Below are 18225 nucleotides of genomic sequence, written 5' to 3'. Positions count from 1 at the left end.
CATTTTTCCTCAAAAAAAGTGATGTTATTTTTTCAGTTTAAACGTATTCTCTATCGACTCCACCTCAGCAACGAAGGCCTTATCCACCTTCAAGCGCTGCTCAATAGTCGTACAGCTATGGATGACGGTGGAATGGTCGCGTCCACCTATCAACTGTCCTATGCGCGAGGCTGGCATCTTGGTATATTTCTGTGCAAAGTACATGGACATCTGGCGTGCTGCCACAAAGTCACGTTTGCGGCTTCTGCTCAGCACCTGTTGTGTGGTGACGTTATAGTGATTGCACACTCGTTCGAGAATATCGTCGATGGTGAGCGGATGATTGTCGGTCTTCACGGCTCTTCTCATCACACGCTCCGCAAGATGCATGTCGATGTTGCAATCATAGACAACAGAATATGCCAAAAGGGAGTTTATCACACCCTGAAGGTCTCTTACGCTGCCATTGGCGGTTTCGGCTATATATCTGAGTACGTCTTGTGATATCTTTAGTCCGTCGCGACGACACTTGTTGTTAAGAATATCTACACAGAGATCCACATTGGGTTTCTCCAGTTCGGCTATAAGTCCACAGGAGAACCTGGTCAGCAATCGGTCCTTCATTCCCTGAAGATCAACGGGAGGACGGTCGCTTGCCAGAATGATCTGCTTGCCGTTGCGGAAAAGATGATTAAAGATATGGAAGAACGTGTCGATGGTCTTTCCTGCCGTTGCCCACTCCTGAATATCATCGACGATGAGCATGTCGATGGTGAGATAGAAGTTGATGAAGTCGTTGACCATATTACGTCTTGTAGCATCTGTAAACTGTACTTGAAACAGTCGTGCAGACACGTAAAGCACTCTTTTCTGAGGATACAACTCCTTGCATCTCACTCCGATGGCATTGATGAGATGGGTCTTTCCACAACCCGATGGTCCGTAGATGTAGAACGGATTGAACGTTGACTTTCCCGGATGCTCGGCAATGGACAAGCCCACTGTGCGTGGCAGCTTGTTGCTGTTGCCCTCTATATAATTAGAGAAGGTCTGTTTCGGATTCAGCTGGCTGTTGATATCCTGCGGTTTAGCCGCGTCGAGCATCGATGGCGAGCGGTTTACCCCGACCTGTCGTTGTGGCATTTCTATCTCAGCCTGTGGTGCAGACTCTATCTCCTGCGAGATATTGTTTGACTTGTCGGTCATGATACGATAAGCCAACCTGACGTTGGTGCCAAAACACTTTGCCAGCGCCTTACCCATGAGGCCAACAAAATTCTGCTCCAAGTATTCGTAAACGAACGGACTTGGAACCTGGACCAACAGCGTGCTCTTTTCTGGAGAGAAGCTCTCAAAGGCTATTGGCGAAAACCATGTTTCGAATTGCTGACTGGTAACGTTGCCCCTTATTATCTGGAGGCATTGTTCCCACGCAGCCTTATATTTGTTGACCATGCGGGTAATATAATTAATATTGTGTATCTTTTCGTTATTTTAGGGAGACTTTTTCGTTTCCGGGTGCAAATTTCGCACTTTTTTTTCAATTCTCCAAATCTGCTCATTTTATACCTCCGGAAACGTTTTTCCGTAAGTCCCTAATAATTTGGACGATACGTTGTTTTTTTGTTTTTTTAGTTATTGAGGCTATTGCAAATATCAAACGTTTTGATTATTAGCCTATTAGACGAAAAAAAGCCATTTCTCCGAAAAACGTGTCAGAGAAATGGTTTTTTCGACGGAACTATTGTTCTATCAGCGGTTTTCCGCTTTATCGGAGTCCATAAAAAGAGGCATGCCTTATATTTAGATAATTTTCAAATAAAGCGCAAGCCTGTATTTTTCTTATTTATCCTTCTTTCCGAAGATGGAGAAGTGAACATAACGCTTAGGATGTGCCTTCAGGTCGATGAGCAGTGAGTCGGCGCTGCGCATGGTATTGGAGAGGTTCCAATAGAGACTTGGATCACGCATCAACAGTCCTATTGTGCCTTCCTTGTCGTTGAGCGACTCTGTCATCTGATGCACATTGTCAAGTGTAGCGTTTACCTTTGCCATTGTCTCAGCTACATCGACATTGCTGAGATTGGAGGTGAGCTTCTCGGTATTGCCAAGGGTGGCGTCTGCCTTTGTCAGTATTGATGGCACCTTCTTGTTGACATCTGTCATAAGCGTATTGAGCTGTCGTGTGGTCACGGTGAGATCGTTGGTTATACGATCCACGTTGTGAAGCGTGTTGGCAAGTGCCGGGTCGCTTGTCACTGCGTTAAGGTTTGCCAATATGGAGTCAAGTTTTGGCAGTATCTTTTCTACCGCAGGCAGCATTGCGCCCACCTGTCCCATTAGTCCGGCTTCTTGTTTTCCGCTTATTGTGTCACCCGGTGCTATACGGTTGCCTGAATAAGGCGCGAGGACGATGTTCAGCTTTACGTTTCCGAGCATGTCGCTCTCTATCTCTGCCGTGGAGCCTGCCGGTATCTGCATTTTCTTATCCACTCCAAGCACGGCGATGATGTCCTTGTCACTTGCTCCATAACCAAACTGTATGTCCTGTACCACTCCTATTTTGAAGCCATTGGCATAGACAGCACAAGAAGGCGACAATCCACTGATATTCTTAAACGACACGTAGTATGTGTCGTCGTTTGAGTACAGGCTAAGTCCTTTGAGGAATTGCAGTCCTGCATAGAGCACCACAATACCGATGATAGCGACTAAGGCTATCTGAATCTCTTTGGAAATGCGTTTCATAAATATATTATTTTATCTGTTCTTGTTTCTCTTGAATTCTTTTATCGCCTCAACTACATCTGTCCGCTGCCCGCCTTTGAATGCTATGATGAAAGCCTGCGGGAATTTTCCCACCATGGTCTTGCGGAGTCGATATATCTCATTATAGTTTGCTGACGCGCCAATGGTGTATTTGTATATTCCCCCGTCCTTGTAATAATCGACACCGTCCAGGCCCTTGAGGCGCTTGTCGCCTTGCCTAATCAGCGTAGTCGAGGTGAGTACTTGTATCTTGAATATAGGCGCCTCGCTGTCTGTAGCAGGTTTCTGTTCTGGCACTTCGTTCACCATCTTTGATTCTGACCGTGGGACATTGTCTTTTTCCTGCTCTGCAGTCTGTGTTTTACCGCCTTCACTCTCTTTCTGCACCCTTTCTTGCGCCTGGTTTTCCATCACTTGTCTTTCAGGTGCCTCGAAAGGCACGATGATGGTCTTGTCGTACTTGTTCCGATAATCTACAAATGCCTGGAAGATGCCATATCCCAAGGCGTCGATACATTCCCTGGTATTCAGTTGTTGTTCTTCTTGCGGAGTGGTGATGAAGCCAAGCTCTATAAGACAGCTCGGCATCGATGTCTCGCGAAGTACCAAGAAGCCGGCTTGTTTCACTCCTTTATTCTGTCTGTTGGCAGACGAGCAGGCTCTTTTCTGAACCATCTTCGCGAGGTCAACGCTTTGCGCCATATTCTTGTCTTGCATAAACTCGAACATGATGTAGCTCTCCGATGAGTTGGGATCAAAGCCCTCATAGTGCTGCTCGTAGTCTTTCTCATAAAGGATAACGGCGTTTTCACGCTTTGCCACGTCGAAATTTTCGTTTGCCCTGTTCATTCCGAGCGTGTAGGTCTCCAAGCCTCTCGCTTGTTTGCCCGCGGGCAGCGCATTGGTATGAATAGACACGAAGAGGTCGGCCTTATGTCGATTGGCGATGTTTGCCCTCTCATGAAGAGTGACGAAGACATCGGTTTTCCTCGTATATACCACCTTGACATCCGGGCAGTTTCGCTCCACATAGTTTCCGAAGGCAAGTGCTACGTTGAGATTGATGTTCTTCTCCTTCGACGATGCGCCGAGCGCACCTGCATCATGGCCTCCATGACCTGCATCAATGACGAGTGTGAACTTCTTGTTTTGTGCAGCTACGACCAATCCTTGTGTTATCAAAAACAATACTGCTAAGACAATCTTTTTTCCCATATACTTTCAAATTTCGTGCAAATATAGCAATTATTATTCGTAAAACTAAACATTACAGCTGAGTTTTATCATTATTTAAGGAACTCCAGTGTATTTCCACCCCTGCCCCATCGCTGTCAGCCCCCATCGGAGGGTTTTCCTTGGTCAGGGAAAGTTCTACAGAACTGATGTCAGGGAAAGCTTTTTTTATGGCATTGACGATACGTCCAGCCACATGTTCAAGCAGTTTCGACGGCACTTGCATCTCTTGCTTTATCAGCTCATATACATCAGCATACGAGATGGTGTCGCTGACGTCGTCGGTGTTGATAGCCTTGCTGAAATCATAGCCTATCCTCACCGAAATGAGAAAATCCGCTCCTATCGCCTGCTCTTGGGGCATGACCCCATGGCAGGCGTGGAAACGGACATTTTTCATAAATATGAATTGATTCATTCTATCTGCTATTATCCACAACGGCTTGCGCCACAGTTCTTACAGATAAGACATCCCTCCTGATATACAAGAGTTTCCTGACCACATTGCGGACATTTCTGTCCCTTGGCCTCTGTTCCGTCTGTGATATACTTCTTCAGAGCTCGCTCAACACCGTTTTTCCATGTGTTAATGCTTTCACTCTTCAGTTGCAGCGACGAGACGAGTTTGATGACGTGGTCTATTGGCATCCTATAGCGCAGCACTCCGCTGATGAGTTTGGCGTAGTTCCAATATTCAGGGTTGAATTTCTCAGAAAGGCCCTCAACGGTGGTCTTGTATCCTCGCTTGTTTTCGAACTGAAAGTCGTAGCGTTTCTTGCCTGTCTCATCGCTCTGCTTGATGATCTTTCCCTTGGTCACCGACTTAGGGAGTGCTATTCCCTCTTCATCATCCTGAAGACCAGTGAAAATCTCATAAGGATATCCGTTAAGCAAACCGACGAACGCCACCCACTTTTCCTTATTGTTTTGGAATCTTACCACGTCACAGTCAAGCACTTGCGGACGAACTTCCGTCACCGTGGGCTGTTTGCATGGAGGCAGCTCTTGCTTCTTCTCTTCCTTCTCCTTGTCTTTCTTTGACACGGCAATCATGACTCCGCTCCTGCTTCCGTCGCGGTAAATGGTGCATCCCTTACATCCCGATTTCCATGCCTCGACATAGAGGCGGTTGACGAGCGACTCATCTACATCGTTAGGCAGGTTGACGGTGACGCTGATAGAGTGATCGACCCACTTTTGTATAGCTCCCTGCATCTTCACCTTCATCAGCCAGTCAACATCGTTGGCTGTGGCTTTATAATAAGGTGACTTCTCTACCAGGTTGTCAATCTCCTCCTGCGTATATCGCCTGGTAGCGTCGATGCCGTTAGCCTCCATCCATACCAGGAACTTGTTGTGATATACGATATATTCCTCAAACGAGTCACCCACCTCATCGACATAATCCACATGCACTGCCTCGTCGTTTGGATTGACCTTGCGGCGACGCTTATACACTGGCATAAATACAGGCTCTATACCGCTTGTGGTCTGTGTCATAAGCGATGTGGTGCCAGTAGGAGCTATGGTAAGGCAGGCGATATTTCTACGTCCATACTTCACCATGTCGGCATAAAGTTCTGAATCAGCTTCTTTTATTCTGTTGATAAATGGATTGTTCTTTTCTCTCTCAGCGTCGAAAATCTCAAACTTTCCACGTTCCTTAGCCATATTGACCGACGAGCGATATGCATTGAGAGCGAGGGTCTTATGAACCAACACTGAGAAGTCGGTAGCCTCTTGAGTGCCATAGCGCAAGCCCATGGCAGCGAGCATGTCGCCCTCAGCGGTTATTCCCACTCCCGTACGGCGTCCCATACCGCTCTTCCTCTTTATTTTCTCCCAAAGATGCATCTCGGCGCCCTTCACCTCAATGGTCTGCGGGTCGCTATTAATCTTCTCCATTATCATGTCTATCTTCTCCAATTCCAGGTCAACGATATCATCCATTATTCGTTGAGCGGCAGCTACATGCTGACGGAAGAGGTCGAAGTCGAACGTGGCCTCGGGTGTGAAAGGATTCTTGACGTATGAATAGAGGTTTATCGACAACAGACGGCAAGAGTCATAAGGACACAGTGGTATCTCTCCACACGGGTTAGTGGAAACGGTGCGGAATCCTAAGTCGGCATAGCAGTCTGGTATGCTCTCGCGCAGTATAGTATCCCAGAAGAGCACTCCTGGCTCGGCACTTTTCCATGCGTTGTGTACTATTTTGTCCCACAGTTCCTTTGCCGATATCTCCTTGTCCCATTCAGGGTTGTCGCTATTGATGGGGAAAGTCTGGTGATATGGTTTGTTTTCCACGGCAGCCCTCATGAACTCATCGTCGATCTTAACTGACACATTCGCGCCTGTAACCTTTCCTTCTGTCATCTTTGCATCGATGAAAGCCTCTGAGTCGGGATGCTTTATGCTGACTGAAAGCATAAGGGCTCCACGGCGACCGTCTTGTGCCACCTCGCGTGTGGAGTTGCTGTAACGCTCCATAAAAGGCACCAAACCAGTAGATGTAAGTGCCGAGTTGTTTACAGGCGAGCCCTTTGGTCGGACATGAGAAAGATCATGACCTACACCGCCGCGTCGTTTCATCAGCTGCACCTGCTCTTCGTCGATACGCATGATGGCGCCGTAAGAGTCGGCGTCGCCTTCAAGACCGATGACAAAGCAGTTGCTCAGCGAGGCAATCTGGTGATTATTGCCAATACCCGTCATAGGACTACCTGCAGGTATGATATATCGGAAGTGATCCAGCAGCTCGAATATTTGCTGGGCTGACATCGGATTCTCATACTTGTTTTCTATCCTTGCTATCTCATTGGCTATACGCCAGTGCATATCTTCGGGCGATACCTCATAGATGTTGCCGAAGCTATCTTTCATGGCATACTTGTTGACCCATACTCTTGCAGCCAACTCATCGCCATTGAAATATTTAAGGGAAGCCGCGATGGCTTCATCATGTGTGTAGGTTTTTTGGGGTTCCATTGTTAAATTGTTAATTACGGCGGCAAAGTTACGGAATATTTCTGGAATAAAAAAATATTTTTTGGAAAACTTTTCTTAAATTTTCGAGCCGAAAGTTTTCCTTTTTGAATAAGTTCATGATATTCAAAATCTTCAGTCTGTTTATCTAAAGAGGACTTTTTCTGACCGCACGAAAAAAGCAATCGCCTGCATTTCCCTTCCTCAGGTAGATGCAGACGATTGCCTCACATATGCTTAAATCTCTGGATATCAGGATTCTTTCTTTCTGAAGTAGAGGAATACCAACAGTAATATTGCAAGCAAGATGACGACATAAGCCGCATAAGCAATATATTCTGTAGTGTTTACTGTTTTGGGGAAGAACGACAATTCCACCTTATGACGTCCTGCCGTTACGCTGATGGCGCGCAACACATAGTTGACACGTCCTATCTCAACCTCTTTTCCATCCACGAGGGCTGTCCATCCCGGATAGTAGTTTTCGGCAAACACTATCACGCCACCTTTTGTGGTTGATACGTCATAGGTGAGACGGTTGGGAGCATAGGAGGTGAGTTTCACGATACTCTCCCCGTCTTGCTTCTTACTGTCGCCAAGAACGGCTTTGAAGAGTTTGTCGGCAACTGCCTCATGGCGCAAGTCTATCTTGCCCACTCGTGCGAGTTCGGCATTGGCATTGTCAACATATGTCACTTTGTCTATTATCCATGCGTTTCCGTAGGCGTACGGATTCTGTACCGGCACCGTCTGTCCGCCTTCGAGCGGGAGGATGAAGTACTTAGTATTAAGCATGTTCAGCACGGGGAAAATGCTGTCGCCCTTCACCTGGGTCATGTCTCCCTGCGACTCTGCTATTGCAGGATAGAGCCGTTGCATCTCTGGAGAGATGAAGGCATCAATCAGTTCCTGATATCTGCGCAACTTTGCGGGGTGATAACCGCCGATGCTCTTCAGATAGTATGAGGTCTCGTTCTCGTTAAACGTGTTTGTTGCAAGGTTGAGCACACGGTAGTCGAGCGAGGTGTCGTGAAGTATCTGGTCAACAGCGGCTGATTTTGGCATAGGCTGGTCGCGCTGTGTCTTGTCCACAAACATATCGTCGTTGAGGTATCGTTTGTTGACTATCCACAGGTCGCCAAGACACAACACGAAAAGTATTGCTGCCATCGGGGCGGTCTTCAACTTGCCGGCCTTGAACAGCAACAGCACAAATACACCTATTATAATAATAAACAGCGAGCGACGACAGTCGGCAGTAAACACTGCCTCGCGCATCTCGGTGAGATTATGCAACAAAGGCTGCAACTGATCGGCCGGGAACTGACTGAGGGCATGCATCTCGGAAGACGACACATAGTCGAACATTCCCGGGAAGAACAAGAACAGCAGACACGGACCGGCAGTAAGCGCAAGCGACACATAGACGAACTTTATCTTCTCTGTCAGCAATTCCCTCCGCTCAGCTATCTGCTTCAGCGCGAGCATGGCAAGAAGCGGAATGGTGAACTCAGCAATGACGAGTATCGACGCCACGGTACGGAACTTGGCATACATCGGTACATAATCGATAAAGAAATCGGTGAAAGGCATAAAGTTTCTGCCCCATGACAACAATACGGAAAGGATGGTGGCAGCGAGCAAAGCCCACTTTAGCGGTCCCTTTACGATAAAGAGGCCAAGAACGAAGAGGAACATGACAAAGGCTCCCACATAGACAGGGCCGCTGGTGCCAGGCTGTTCTCCCCAATACTGTCCTATTTGCTGATATAGAGGCAGGTAATTGTTATCGGCATGTTCCATTGCCGTCTCACTCATCACCATCGGCACCGAAGCGCCTCCCTTTGCATTAGGTATGAGCAGCGTGAGGGTCTCGTCAACGCCATAACTCCACTGTGTGATGTAGTCGCGGTCGAGACCGCTATTTGTCTGGTTTCCACTGTTTTTCTTCACCAGCTCGCTCTTTCCGCGCATCGACTCCTTACTATACTCCCATGTATGGTAAAGATTGGAAAGATTCAGGCTTACACCCACGAGGGCCGCCGCGGCGCATGTTGCCGTGGCCTTGGCGAAATGGGCAAGTCGCTTCTCTCTGATAGCGTCAACGAGATAGGCAATAACGATGAACGCTATCGGGAACAGGAAATAATATGTCATCTGCACATGATTTGCCTGCACCTCAAGGGCGGCAAAGATGGCAGTGACCACGAAAGCCCACAGATACTTCCCCTTATAAGCCAGCACCATACCGGCAATCATCGGCGGGAGATATGCCAACGCCATCACCTTCCAGTAGTGTCCAGCGGCGATGATGATGAGGAAATAGGTGCTGAATGCCCATACTATGGACCCCAGTGCGGCGAGATGCTGACGGAAGTCGAAGGCGCGCAACAGGATGTAAAACCCGAGGAGATAAGCAAACAGATACCAAACATAATCGGGCAGCCACAAGTGATATGCGTTTGCTACCTGGTCTAGCACCTTGCCACTGTTATAAGCCGGCGCTATCTGGTATGTCGGCATACCTCCGAAGAGGGAGTTTGTCCAACGCGAAGTCTCACCAGTCTGTTGGCGATATTCGCTTATTTCCTGCCCCATTCCTTTACCTGCGGCAGAGTCATGACGGTAGAGTATCCGTCCCTCAATGTCGGCTGGATAGAAATAGGCAAACGCCAACACTGCGAAAAGGGCCACGACAATGACGTCGGGCAGACATTTCTTTAATGTATTCATCGTGATAATTTATTGATTTCTCTGATTTTCGCGGCAAAGTTACAAATAAATATTAAGATTTAGGTAACAATATGCCTTTTTTCTGTTTTTTTATACTACCTTTGTAGCAAAAATACAAGAATTACGCATGAGAATAGGTATAATAATTGCGATGGACAAGGAATTTCGTCGCATCAGCGAACTGCTAAAAAACAGAGTAGAAAGAGAAGAGGACGGACGAAAATATGTGACAGGAGAGATTGGCTCTTGCGAGTTGGTGCTCCACCAGTGTGGAATAGGCAAGGTCAATGCCGCCATCGGAACGGCAGAGCTCATCCGCCGATTCTCGCCCACGCTTGTGATATCTACGGGATGTGCCGGGGGCGGAAGGACAGACATGGAGGTAATGGACGTGGTGGTGAGCACGGAGATAGCATACCACGACGTGTATTGTGGCGAAGCCATGGGGCATAGCGTCTATGGTCAAGTGCAGGGCATGCCGGTGAGATTCTCCTCGCCAAAACTTCTCGTGGAAAAAGCCATCGAGGTATCGCCACGTGTACATGCAGGACTAATCGTCACCGGCGACTGGTTTGTTGACACCAAAGAGAAGATGCGCGAGATTATGGGCCACTTCCCCGAAGCCGCCGCAGTGGATATGGAGTCTGCCGCCATTGCACAGACATGTCATATCTATGGCGTGGAGTTTATCTCGTTCAGGGTGATCAGCGACATACCGCTGAAAGACACTAAGGCATCGCAGTATCAGCATTTCTGGAGCGCCATTGCCGACAACTCGTTCGACACTACCCGCATCTTCCTCGAGAAGATTTGCCTTTAAGTTTTTTTGCTATCATCACTTAACTTCTATAAAAATCATCAACTAAGAATCAAGCACTTATTATGGAGAAAATAGCAAGCTTTACCATCGACCACGACAATCTGCTTCGTGGTATCTACGTTTCAAGAAAAGACAGGATTGGCGACGACACCGTGACCACATTCGACATCCGCATGAAGGAACCTAACCGCGAACCAGCACTGCACCAGGGAGCCATCCACACCATTGAACATCTTGCGGCCACATATCTCCGCAACGATCCCGAGTGGAAAGACCGCATCGTCTATTGGGGTCCTATGGGTTGTCTTACAGGCAATTATCTACTTATGCGCGGCGACCTTGAGAGTCGCGACATAGTCGATCTCATGCGCCACACCTTCCGCTTTGTGGCAGACTTTGATGGCGACATCCCAGGAGCTGCTCCCAATGACTGCGGCAACTATCTCCTCCACGATCTTCCTATGGCGAAATGGGAATCGAAGAAGTATCTCGAAGAAGTTCTCGAATGTATTAAAGACGAAAACTTGACATATCCTACCAAGTAACATCATTCATCTACACAAATACGAGCCTCCCTCGTCCTATCCCGTCATAAATTGACAGGAAAAGACGAGGGAGGCTCGTATTAACTCTTTATTGTCGAATCTTAGACCGTTCTGCCAACGTTCTTAGACCGTTTTAAAAACAATCTCAGACCGTTTGGCCAACAACCTTAGAGCGTTTTTAATACGACCTTAGACTGTTTTCAACGCAACGTTAGACTGATTTCAACACAACGTTAGACTGATTTCAACACAACGTTAGACTGATTTCAACACAACGTTAGACTGTTTTCAACGCAACGTTAGACTGTTTTTACAGCTACATCAGTTTCCTAACAGCGGGATTCTGTAGCCAATGGACAGCGAAAAGACCTGATTGCGCATCTTCTCCATTTCCTTAGAGATGTCGGTAAGTCCGATGTTATATCTAAGCGAGAGTATCACGTCATCCGTCTCGTAAGAGATGCCTACAGGAATGGAGAAATCGTTACGTTTGTAATTGTCGGTAGCCGTCTCCCTGTACTTGCGGTACTTGTCGTCGCCATCGGAGAGACTTTTAAGGCCTTCAGCAGTATAGTCATAATACCCTGTCACCTTATTGTTCTTGGTGTCGAGGTCGCAGATGACATAATTAAACGATTCCTTAGCCGAAATAAGGTATCCATATTGTATTCCCGCATCGATGGACAAGCCCTTGCAGGGATAGATATGCAGCATCAGCGGAACCTGGATATAGTGGAGGTCGGTAGCGGCGCGAGAGAAGTTGACAAACCTGTTGTGACCTTCTTTTAACGAAGGCAGATCAGTATATACCTTACTGAAATCCTTAAACTTTGCTCCCTGCAGCGAATACTTAGCTCCGGCAGTGATGCCAATGAAACTTGTGGCCATATACTCCACGTCAAATCCTCCCTCAACGGCAGGTTTAAGACGTTGGTCAACCTTTTCGAGGTCAGAAGCCACGATCTGGAGATAATCGTTGGAGAGTCTCGTAAGAGAGAAACCAACACGAGGAATCAACGACAGTTGTCCCGCTCTGCCCTGGGCATTTGCGCCCAAAGAGAAAAGGGACAATGCTAAAAGTAATATGCCACTAATCTTCATATGAATAAAATATTAGTTAATAATTGATTTATTTACTTGCCTTCTTGCGCTCATTATGGTCGAGGATAATCTTTCGCATACGCATGCTCTTAGGTGTCACCTCCACCAGTTCGTCCTCCTTGATATACTCGAGTGCCTCTTCGAGAGAGAGCACTGTGCGGGGAACGATGCGTGCCTTGTCGTCAGAGCCGCTGGCACGGGTGTTGGTGAGTTGCTTAGCCTTGCACACGTTGATGACGAGGTCGTTGTCGTGTACATGCTCGCCCACTACCTCGCCCATATACACTTCCTCTCCCGGCTCGATAAAGAATTTTCCGCGGTCCTGGAGCTTGTCGATGGCATAGGCATACGATGTGCCCGTCTCAAGTGCTATCATCGATCCAGCAAGACGGCGAGCTATGTCACCCTTGTAAGGCTGATACTCCTTAAAGCGGTGAGCCATGATAGCCTCACCTTGCGAGGCGGTGAGCACATTGGTGCGCAAGCCAATGATACCTCTTGAAGGCACGTCAAACTCGATGTTGACACGGTCGGCCTGACTTTCCATCGAGGTCATCTCTCCCTTACGGCGTGTCACCATGTCGATCATCTTGGAGGCAAATTCCTCTGGAACATTGATGGTGAGTTCCTCGATAGGCTCGCACTTCACTCCGTCGATCTCCTTGTATATCACCTGTGGCTGTCCTACCTGCAACTCGTATCCCTCACGGCGCATGGTCTCGATGAGCACCGACAGATGCAGCACTCCACGTCCGCTGACCACCCACTTGTCGGTGGAATCCTCAAACTGGCTCACCCTCAGGGCGAGGTTCTTTTCCAGTTCTTTCTGCAGACGGTCGTTAATATGTCGCGAGGTGACGAACTTACCTTCACGTCCGAAGAAAGGCGAGTCGTTGATAGTGAAGAGCATCGACATCGTGGGTTCGTCGATGGCGATGGGAGGAAGCGGATCAGGGTTTTCAAAGTCACATATAGTGTCGCCAATCTCAAACTTCTCCAATCCGATAATGGCGCAGATATCGCCACTCTGCACTTCCTGAGTCTTCTTGTGACCCATTCCCTCGAAAGTATGAAGTTCCTTAATACGTGTCTTTTCTATCGAACCATCCCTATGAGAGATACTGATATTCATGCCTTCGCGCAGAGAGCCACGATGAACACGACCCACGGCGATGCGTCCCGTATAGCTCGAATAGTCGAGCGAGGTGATAAGCATCTGTGGTGTGCCCTCAATGACTTTCGGTGCTGGTATGACCTCTACGATTTTGTCGAGAAGATAAGTGATATTGTCGGTGGGCTTGTTGAAGTCCTCGCTCATCCATCCGTTCTTAGCGGAACCATAAACGACGGGGAAGTCAAGCTGGTCTTCGGTAGCGTTAAGCGAGAACATAAGGTCGAATACCATCTCATACACCTCTTCCGGACGACAGTTAGGCTTATCTACCTTATTCACCACGACGATAGGTTTGAGTCCAATCTGCAGAGCCTTCTGCAACACGAACCTTGTCTGTGGCATAGGACCCTCAAAGGCATCGACGAGGAGCAGGCATCCGTCGGCCATATTAAGCACACGTTCCACTTCGCCTCCGAAGTCAGAGTGTCCCGGAGTGTCAATAATATTAATCTTTGTACCTTTCCAATTTATCGAGACGTTTTTTGAGAGAATCGTGATACCACGCTCACGCTCGAGGTCGTTGCTATCCAATACCTGTCCGCTCAGGTCCTGTCCCTCGCGGAAGAGATTACCTGCCAACATCATCTTATCGACAAGAGTTGTCTTGCCGTGGTCAACGTGAGCGATAATCGCAATGTTTCTTATATCTTGCATCTTTTTACCTTACTAATTGTATTTCTGTCTATCTAAAAATAATCCCGCAAGCCGATAAGGGTCTGCGGGATTACAATTCTTTTCGGCATCCGTATATTATTTACGGAGACCAAGAGCCTTGATGATGGCACGATAGCGATTGATGTCGCGGTCGTAGAGATAGTCGAGGAGCGCACGACGCTTACCTACGAGCTGTGTCAGGGCTCTTGCTGTGGTATAATCTTTACGGTTCTTCTTAAGATGTTCCGTCAAGTGGGAAATACGGTATGAGAACAAAGCAATCTGGCTCTCAGCAGAACCAGTATCAGTGTTAGACTTTCCGTACTGTCCAAAGATCTCTTGTTTTTTTGCCTGATCTAAATACATTGATTTAATGAATTAATTGTTTATTTATATATATGATTGCTAAAATGCGGCTGCAAAGGTACAAAGAAAAATTAAGAATTAAGAATTAAGATTTAAGAATTTATCATTGGCGGTTGGATTTTAACCTTGTTTAACCAATGGGGTTCTCATTTCTTAACTCTTAATCCTTAATTCCTTTTTTTCAAGCTGTATTACGCCTTATATGTATAATAAGGTGTGTGTCGCCCAAAGTTATCTAATTATTGCACTGCATTGTCTTATGATTGCACTGCGTTATTTGATGATTGTCTTGCGGACGTTCTTTCCCTGCTTGGTGATATACACTCCGTTGGCCTTCACCTTATCTACTTGCATACCGTTAATGTTAAACACCTTAACCGGTTCGTTGTTCTTTTCGGTTTCAACGCCGTTGATGCCAGCAGTCTCAACATTTATCGGGTTGGTGTAGATGGTGAGGTTCGGGAACTTCTCGTTGAGCATTGCGCAGACCACATTATTGATAGGAGCGAGGAAGTATGTCTTTCCGTCCTCAATACGACACTCGTCGTTGTAGTATAGTTCCTCTCCGGTGAGTTCGCCAGTGTTCTCATCGTAGTATGGCATATCCACAAACCATCGGTATGTGGTCGGTGTGCCGTCCACCTCTTTATCGGCAGAGAGGTCCACTACACCATCAACCACATTGACATCTACGTTTGCCTGTTCGCCATACTGGTATTCGTTGATTGTAGGAAGAGGCAGTGTGCTGAAGGTAAACTTATTCTTATAGATGTGCAGCACCTTGAGGTCAAAGTTGTTCTTCAGGTTGAGAGACGACAGCTGGTTGGCACCGAGGAAAGCCTGATGCAGTTTAGGCAGTTTCTTGAGGTTGATGCTTTCCAGTTTGTTGCCAGTAAGATCCAACTCCCACAGGTCGCTGTTGTTCAGCTTCACGTCTGAAAGTTCGTTGGCTGCCATGCGGAGCATCTGCAGTTTCTTCAATGGCGACGCGTCGAACGAGGTCAGCTTGTTTTCGTTCATCGAGAGGAGTACGAGCTGGTTGGCGTATCTTGTGAGGTCGATGCTTGTAAAGTTGTTCTTGTTAAGTATCAGCTCCTTCAGATTGTCGCTTTCCGGCAGTTTGATCTCCGATATACCAGCATCGCTTACATTAGCGAGCACGATGTTCTTCATATTTGTGAGATCCACGTCAGCCAGCTTAGCTCCTGTAATACTGAACACCGAGAGAGGCGCATTGGCGTCGTAAGCATACACCGCACATTCACGTCCTTTGTAGATTTTCGGGCTGAGTATCGTGAGGTTCTCATCCACGAAGTAAGTCTCCACAACATCTCCACCCTTCCAGTCTATACAGATAGTAGTTGCTTGTGTTCCTTCAGGTACTCTGAGGATGAGTGTTGCCGTTCCGTCTTCGGTAGTCTTGAATGTGGCGAGCTTGTTTGTAGGCATGTCGGCGGCCTCTACATCCGTAGTCTTCAGAACGAGTCCGGGGAATATGGGGTTAGTCATCTCGCAATAGACGTTCTTGCCGAATATTGGCGAGAGGAAACGAGTCTTGCCGTCGTTGATTCTGTAGTCAGTGTCTTTTGTCAGTGCCGCTCCAGTATCGCTCAGTTTCCATACGTATTCCGTATTGCCGTTCACGTTATGGTCTTCGAGGTCAATGCTAGGAGCGAGAGTAACAATTTTCACGTCTTTCTGAGGAGAGAACGTGAAGACGTCGATGCCCGTGAGCTGAGGCATTGATGAGAAGTTGAGGTTATTCTCCTCGCACTTGAACTCGGTGAGCGAGTTCTCGGCAGGCATGACACACTCTGCAATCTGGTTGTTAGAGATGTCACATTTTGTCATCAATGTCATATAGCTCAAGTTGACTGATGTCAGATAGTTGTTGCTGAGGTTAAGTGTCTGCATGTTGTCAGCATCCTTCAGCGACAGCTCAGTCAGCAGATTGTTGCTGAGGTTGAGATTACGGATACCGCCCATATCGTTGAGTGTGACAGATACCATGGCATTGTCGCTGAGGTCGATGTCTGTCAGATAGTTTTTCTGGAAATAGTCATTCACGCCACGGATGTTCAGGCTCTCAAAGAAGTTTCCGTTTAGCACGAGGCTCTTCAGCGCACGGTTGTATCCGAGGTCTATCTCAAACAGTTCGGTACCTTTCAGCGAGAGGTGAGCCAGCGACAAGAGGCTGCTAAGATTTATTGACGAGAGTTTCATTCCATCCACGCCAATAGCGGTAAGCACCTCGTCCTGTGGCACATACACGGTAAGAGTATTTCTTGTGCTGCTGATTACCACGTTAGGATTTTCAGGAACCTTATCCGTTGTAGTGGTGAACTCCTTCCGCTTGCCGTCGCCAAAATCGACGTAGAAAGACTTTGGATTGTCGGCTGTGGCGCCTTCCATACCTATATTCATTTTCACCTCTGGAGATGCGCTCTTTGTAGTGAGAGAGAAGGCGATGTCTGGTTTTCCGAAGTCTTCCACTGTTCTCACCCTGAACTGTGCCGTACGGAGAGGCATATAGTCGAGTTGCATTTCGGTGAACATTGAGTTGGCAAAAGCCAGATAAACGGGTTTCTCGGGTGCTTTGAGGAAGGTGACCTTTCCGTTCTCATATTTATAATAGCTCTCGTCAAGTTGGGTTGTCTCAAGTTCGATCTCATCAACCATAAACACAGCACATGTTGTCTCAGTACCTTCACGCAACACTCGGTCGGAGAAATCGAGCACGTCGCCAACCTGGACCGTCTTTGCTATTGCCATGTTGTTTTGGTAATAGTCATACTGTCCCCATTTATCCTGTGGAGCGGGCAGTGTGGCAAACGTAAAATAGTTGTTGCGAAGTATGACATTGACAAGTTCCCCATTCTTAGACAAGTCAATGTGTGTCAAATTATTGTTGGCGAGGTAGAGCTGTTGCAGATACTTGTTATTTGTCAGATCAACCTCAGTCAAGCCGTTACCGGCTGCAAAGAGATACACCAGGCTTCGGTTGGCAGAGACGTCAAGCTTCTTCAGTTTGGTCTGAGAGCCCTGTCGGTCGGCATAGAACTGTTGGAGAAACTCCAAGTCGCTCAGGTCTATCTCTTCGATATTCGTGTCGCTGATATTAAGGATTGTGAGAAAGTGGTTATTGCTGATGTCAAGAGAGCTTATGTTTGTACCATCAAGCGAGAGTCGCTGCAGTTCAAGACATCCCGATGGGTCAACACTCTTCAATCCCTTGCAGGCATAAGCATCGAAGATGATGAGCGAGGGATAGTTGGAGATGTTCAACTCGGGATCGACATTACCTGTCTGACCGATGGCGAGATGCTTGATGTTAGGCATGCTGGTGCTGAGCTTCATCGGGCTCTTGTTAAATGGATTGTCTGCCACGGTGAGATACTGCAGTGCGGTCTGTTGTGTAAGGTCAAGGGCCTCCAGTTCGTTATGGTCAAGATTGAGATAATAGAGATTCTCCATCTTTGCCATCTTGAGTTGTGAGATATAGCATCCATCGAAGTTGATGACGGCGATATTCGCGGGGTCACCGTAGATCTTCACCACTCCGTCCTCGCCGGGAGTACAAGTAAATTTCAAGCCTCCTGACCAGGTTTCATCTTCGGTGTTTAATACTGCTTGTTTGAGTTCCTGTTCTTCCAAGCCAGAGCCGCAATCGAAGTCGAGATAGTCGGTCTCCTCCTTAAATCCACCCAAGAAGACAGTAACAGAAGAGCCGCCGGCCTTTTCAGCAACTATCGTCTTAAACTCAATAATCGGTTCGTCGTCAGCTGCTGAAGCCGTCATTGGCAAGCATAACCAAGCGCACATGAAGGCCACTAAGCCGAACCATTTAGAAAAAAGTTGTTTCATAT

12 protein-coding genes are annotated in these 18225 nt (G+C 47.4%); 2 read left to right on the top strand and 10 right to left on the bottom strand.

The window, feature by feature from the left end; translation table 11 throughout:
* Positions 1–24: 24 nt before the first annotated feature.
* The 6 genes from dnaA to CIK99_RS07100 all read right to left on the bottom strand — a co-directional run bounded on the left by dnaA (position 25) and on the right by CIK99_RS07100 (position 9699).
* Positions 25–1434 carry a chromosomal replication initiator protein DnaA gene (gene dnaA / locus CIK99_RS07125; RefSeq protein ID WP_094380843.1) on the bottom strand — a complete coding sequence of 470 codons (1410 nt, stop codon included), beginning with the start codon at positions 1432–1434 and terminating at the stop codon, positions 25–27.
* A 387-nt stretch (positions 1435–1821) separates the two neighbouring features.
* Complete coding sequence (locus tag CIK99_RS07120; protein ID WP_094380842.1) at positions 1822–2727, bottom strand: MlaD family protein; 906 nt, start codon at positions 2725–2727, stop codon at positions 1822–1824.
* A gap of 12 nt (positions 2728–2739) precedes the next feature.
* Positions 2740–3963, bottom strand: coding sequence for an N-acetylmuramoyl-L-alanine amidase (locus CIK99_RS07115; RefSeq protein WP_094380841.1), 1224 nt, complete (start codon positions 3961–3963; stop codon positions 2740–2742).
* A 52-nt stretch (positions 3964–4015) separates the two neighbouring features.
* On the bottom strand, positions 4016–4381 hold the full coding sequence (gene folB / locus CIK99_RS07110; protein ID WP_254047749.1) for a dihydroneopterin aldolase: 366 nt from the start codon (positions 4379–4381) through the stop codon (positions 4016–4018).
* Positions 4382–4410: 29 nt separating this feature from the next.
* Positions 4411–6969: an adenosylcobalamin-dependent ribonucleoside-diphosphate reductase gene (locus tag CIK99_RS07105; RefSeq protein ID WP_094380840.1), complete on the bottom strand. Its 2559-nt coding sequence runs from the start codon at positions 6967–6969 to the stop codon at positions 4411–4413.
* 249 nt (positions 6970–7218) lie between these two features.
* A complete protein-coding gene (locus CIK99_RS07100) occupies positions 7219–9699 on the bottom strand; it encodes a YfhO family protein (RefSeq protein ID WP_094380839.1) in 2481 nt (826 codons plus the stop codon).
* Positions 9700–9826: 127 nt separating this feature from the next.
* On the opposite strand from CIK99_RS07100, the gene CIK99_RS07095 reads away from it, so the two are divergent.
* Positions 9827–10519, top strand: coding sequence for a 5'-methylthioadenosine/adenosylhomocysteine nucleosidase (locus CIK99_RS07095; RefSeq protein ID WP_094380838.1), 693 nt, complete (start codon positions 9827–9829; stop codon positions 10517–10519).
* Between the two features lie 62 nt (positions 10520–10581).
* Positions 10582–11064 (top strand): S-ribosylhomocysteine lyase, encoded by a 483-nt coding sequence (locus tag CIK99_RS07090; RefSeq protein ID WP_094380837.1) that lies wholly within the window; start codon positions 10582–10584, stop codon positions 11062–11064.
* Positions 11065–11385: 321 nt separating this feature from the next.
* On the opposite strand, the gene CIK99_RS07085 is transcribed toward CIK99_RS07090, so the two are convergent.
* The 4 genes from CIK99_RS07085 to CIK99_RS07070 all read right to left on the bottom strand — a co-directional run bounded on the left by CIK99_RS07085 (position 11386) and on the right by CIK99_RS07070 (position 18223).
* The gene (locus CIK99_RS07085; protein WP_094380836.1) at positions 11386–12165 is read right to left on the bottom strand and encodes a porin family protein; all 780 of its coding nucleotides are present in this window, start codon (positions 12163–12165) and stop codon (positions 11386–11388) included.
* 28 nt (positions 12166–12193) lie between these two features.
* Positions 12194–13993, bottom strand: a complete 1800-nt coding sequence (gene typA, locus CIK99_RS07080) for a translational GTPase TypA (protein ID WP_094380835.1) — start codon at positions 13991–13993, stop codon at positions 12194–12196.
* Positions 13994–14089: 96 nt separating this feature from the next.
* Positions 14090–14359, bottom strand: coding sequence for a 30S ribosomal protein S15 (gene rpsO / locus CIK99_RS07075; protein ID WP_094380834.1), 270 nt, complete (start codon positions 14357–14359; stop codon positions 14090–14092).
* A gap of 273 nt (positions 14360–14632) precedes the next feature.
* Positions 14633–18223, bottom strand: a complete 3591-nt coding sequence (locus tag CIK99_RS07070) for a leucine-rich repeat domain-containing protein (protein WP_144007929.1) — start codon at positions 18221–18223, stop codon at positions 14633–14635.
* Between the last annotated feature and the right edge of the window lie 2 nt (positions 18224–18225).

The organism is Prevotella sp. P5-92, from assembly GCF_002251245.1.
Taxonomy (GTDB): domain Bacteria; phylum Bacteroidota; class Bacteroidia; order Bacteroidales; family Bacteroidaceae; genus Prevotella.
The sequence above is the reverse complement of the archived record's forward strand: the minus strand, read 5'-3'. Positions and strand labels throughout refer to the sequence as shown.

Excerpts from the sequence above, each read along its gene's own strand:
- dnaA (WP_094380843.1), bottom strand. The coding sequence starts at position 1,434 with ATGGTCAACAAATATAAGGCTGCGTGGGAACAATGCCTCCAGATAATA.
- CIK99_RS07120 (WP_094380842.1), bottom strand. The coding sequence starts at position 2,727 with ATGAAACGCATTTCCAAAGAGATTCAGATAGCCTTAGTCGCTATCATC.
- CIK99_RS07115 (WP_094380841.1), bottom strand. The coding sequence starts at position 3,963 with ATGGGAAAAAAGATTGTCTTAGCAGTATTGTTTTTGATAACACAAGGA.
- folB (WP_254047749.1), bottom strand. The coding sequence starts at position 4,381 with ATGAAAAATGTCCGTTTCCACGCCTGCCATGGGGTCATGCCCCAAGAG.
- CIK99_RS07105 (WP_094380840.1), bottom strand. The coding sequence starts at position 6,969 with ATGGAACCCCAAAAAACCTACACACATGATGAAGCCATCGCGGCTTCC.
- CIK99_RS07100 (WP_094380839.1), bottom strand. The coding sequence starts at position 9,699 with ATGAATACATTAAAGAAATGTCTGCCCGACGTCATTGTCGTGGCCCTT.
- CIK99_RS07095 (WP_094380838.1), top strand. The coding sequence starts at position 9,827 with ATGAGAATAGGTATAATAATTGCGATGGACAAGGAATTTCGTCGCATC.
- CIK99_RS07090 (WP_094380837.1), top strand. The coding sequence starts at position 10,582 with ATGGAGAAAATAGCAAGCTTTACCATCGACCACGACAATCTGCTTCGT.
- CIK99_RS07085 (WP_094380836.1), bottom strand. The coding sequence starts at position 12,165 with ATGAAGATTAGTGGCATATTACTTTTAGCATTGTCCCTTTTCTCTTTG.
- typA (WP_094380835.1), bottom strand. The coding sequence starts at position 13,993 with ATGCAAGATATAAGAAACATTGCGATTATCGCTCACGTTGACCACGGC.
- rpsO (WP_094380834.1), bottom strand. The coding sequence starts at position 14,359 with ATGTATTTAGATCAGGCAAAAAAACAAGAGATCTTTGGACAGTACGGA.
- CIK99_RS07070 (WP_144007929.1), bottom strand. The coding sequence starts at position 18,223 with ATGAAACAACTTTTTTCTAAATGGTTCGGCTTAGTGGCCTTCATGTGC.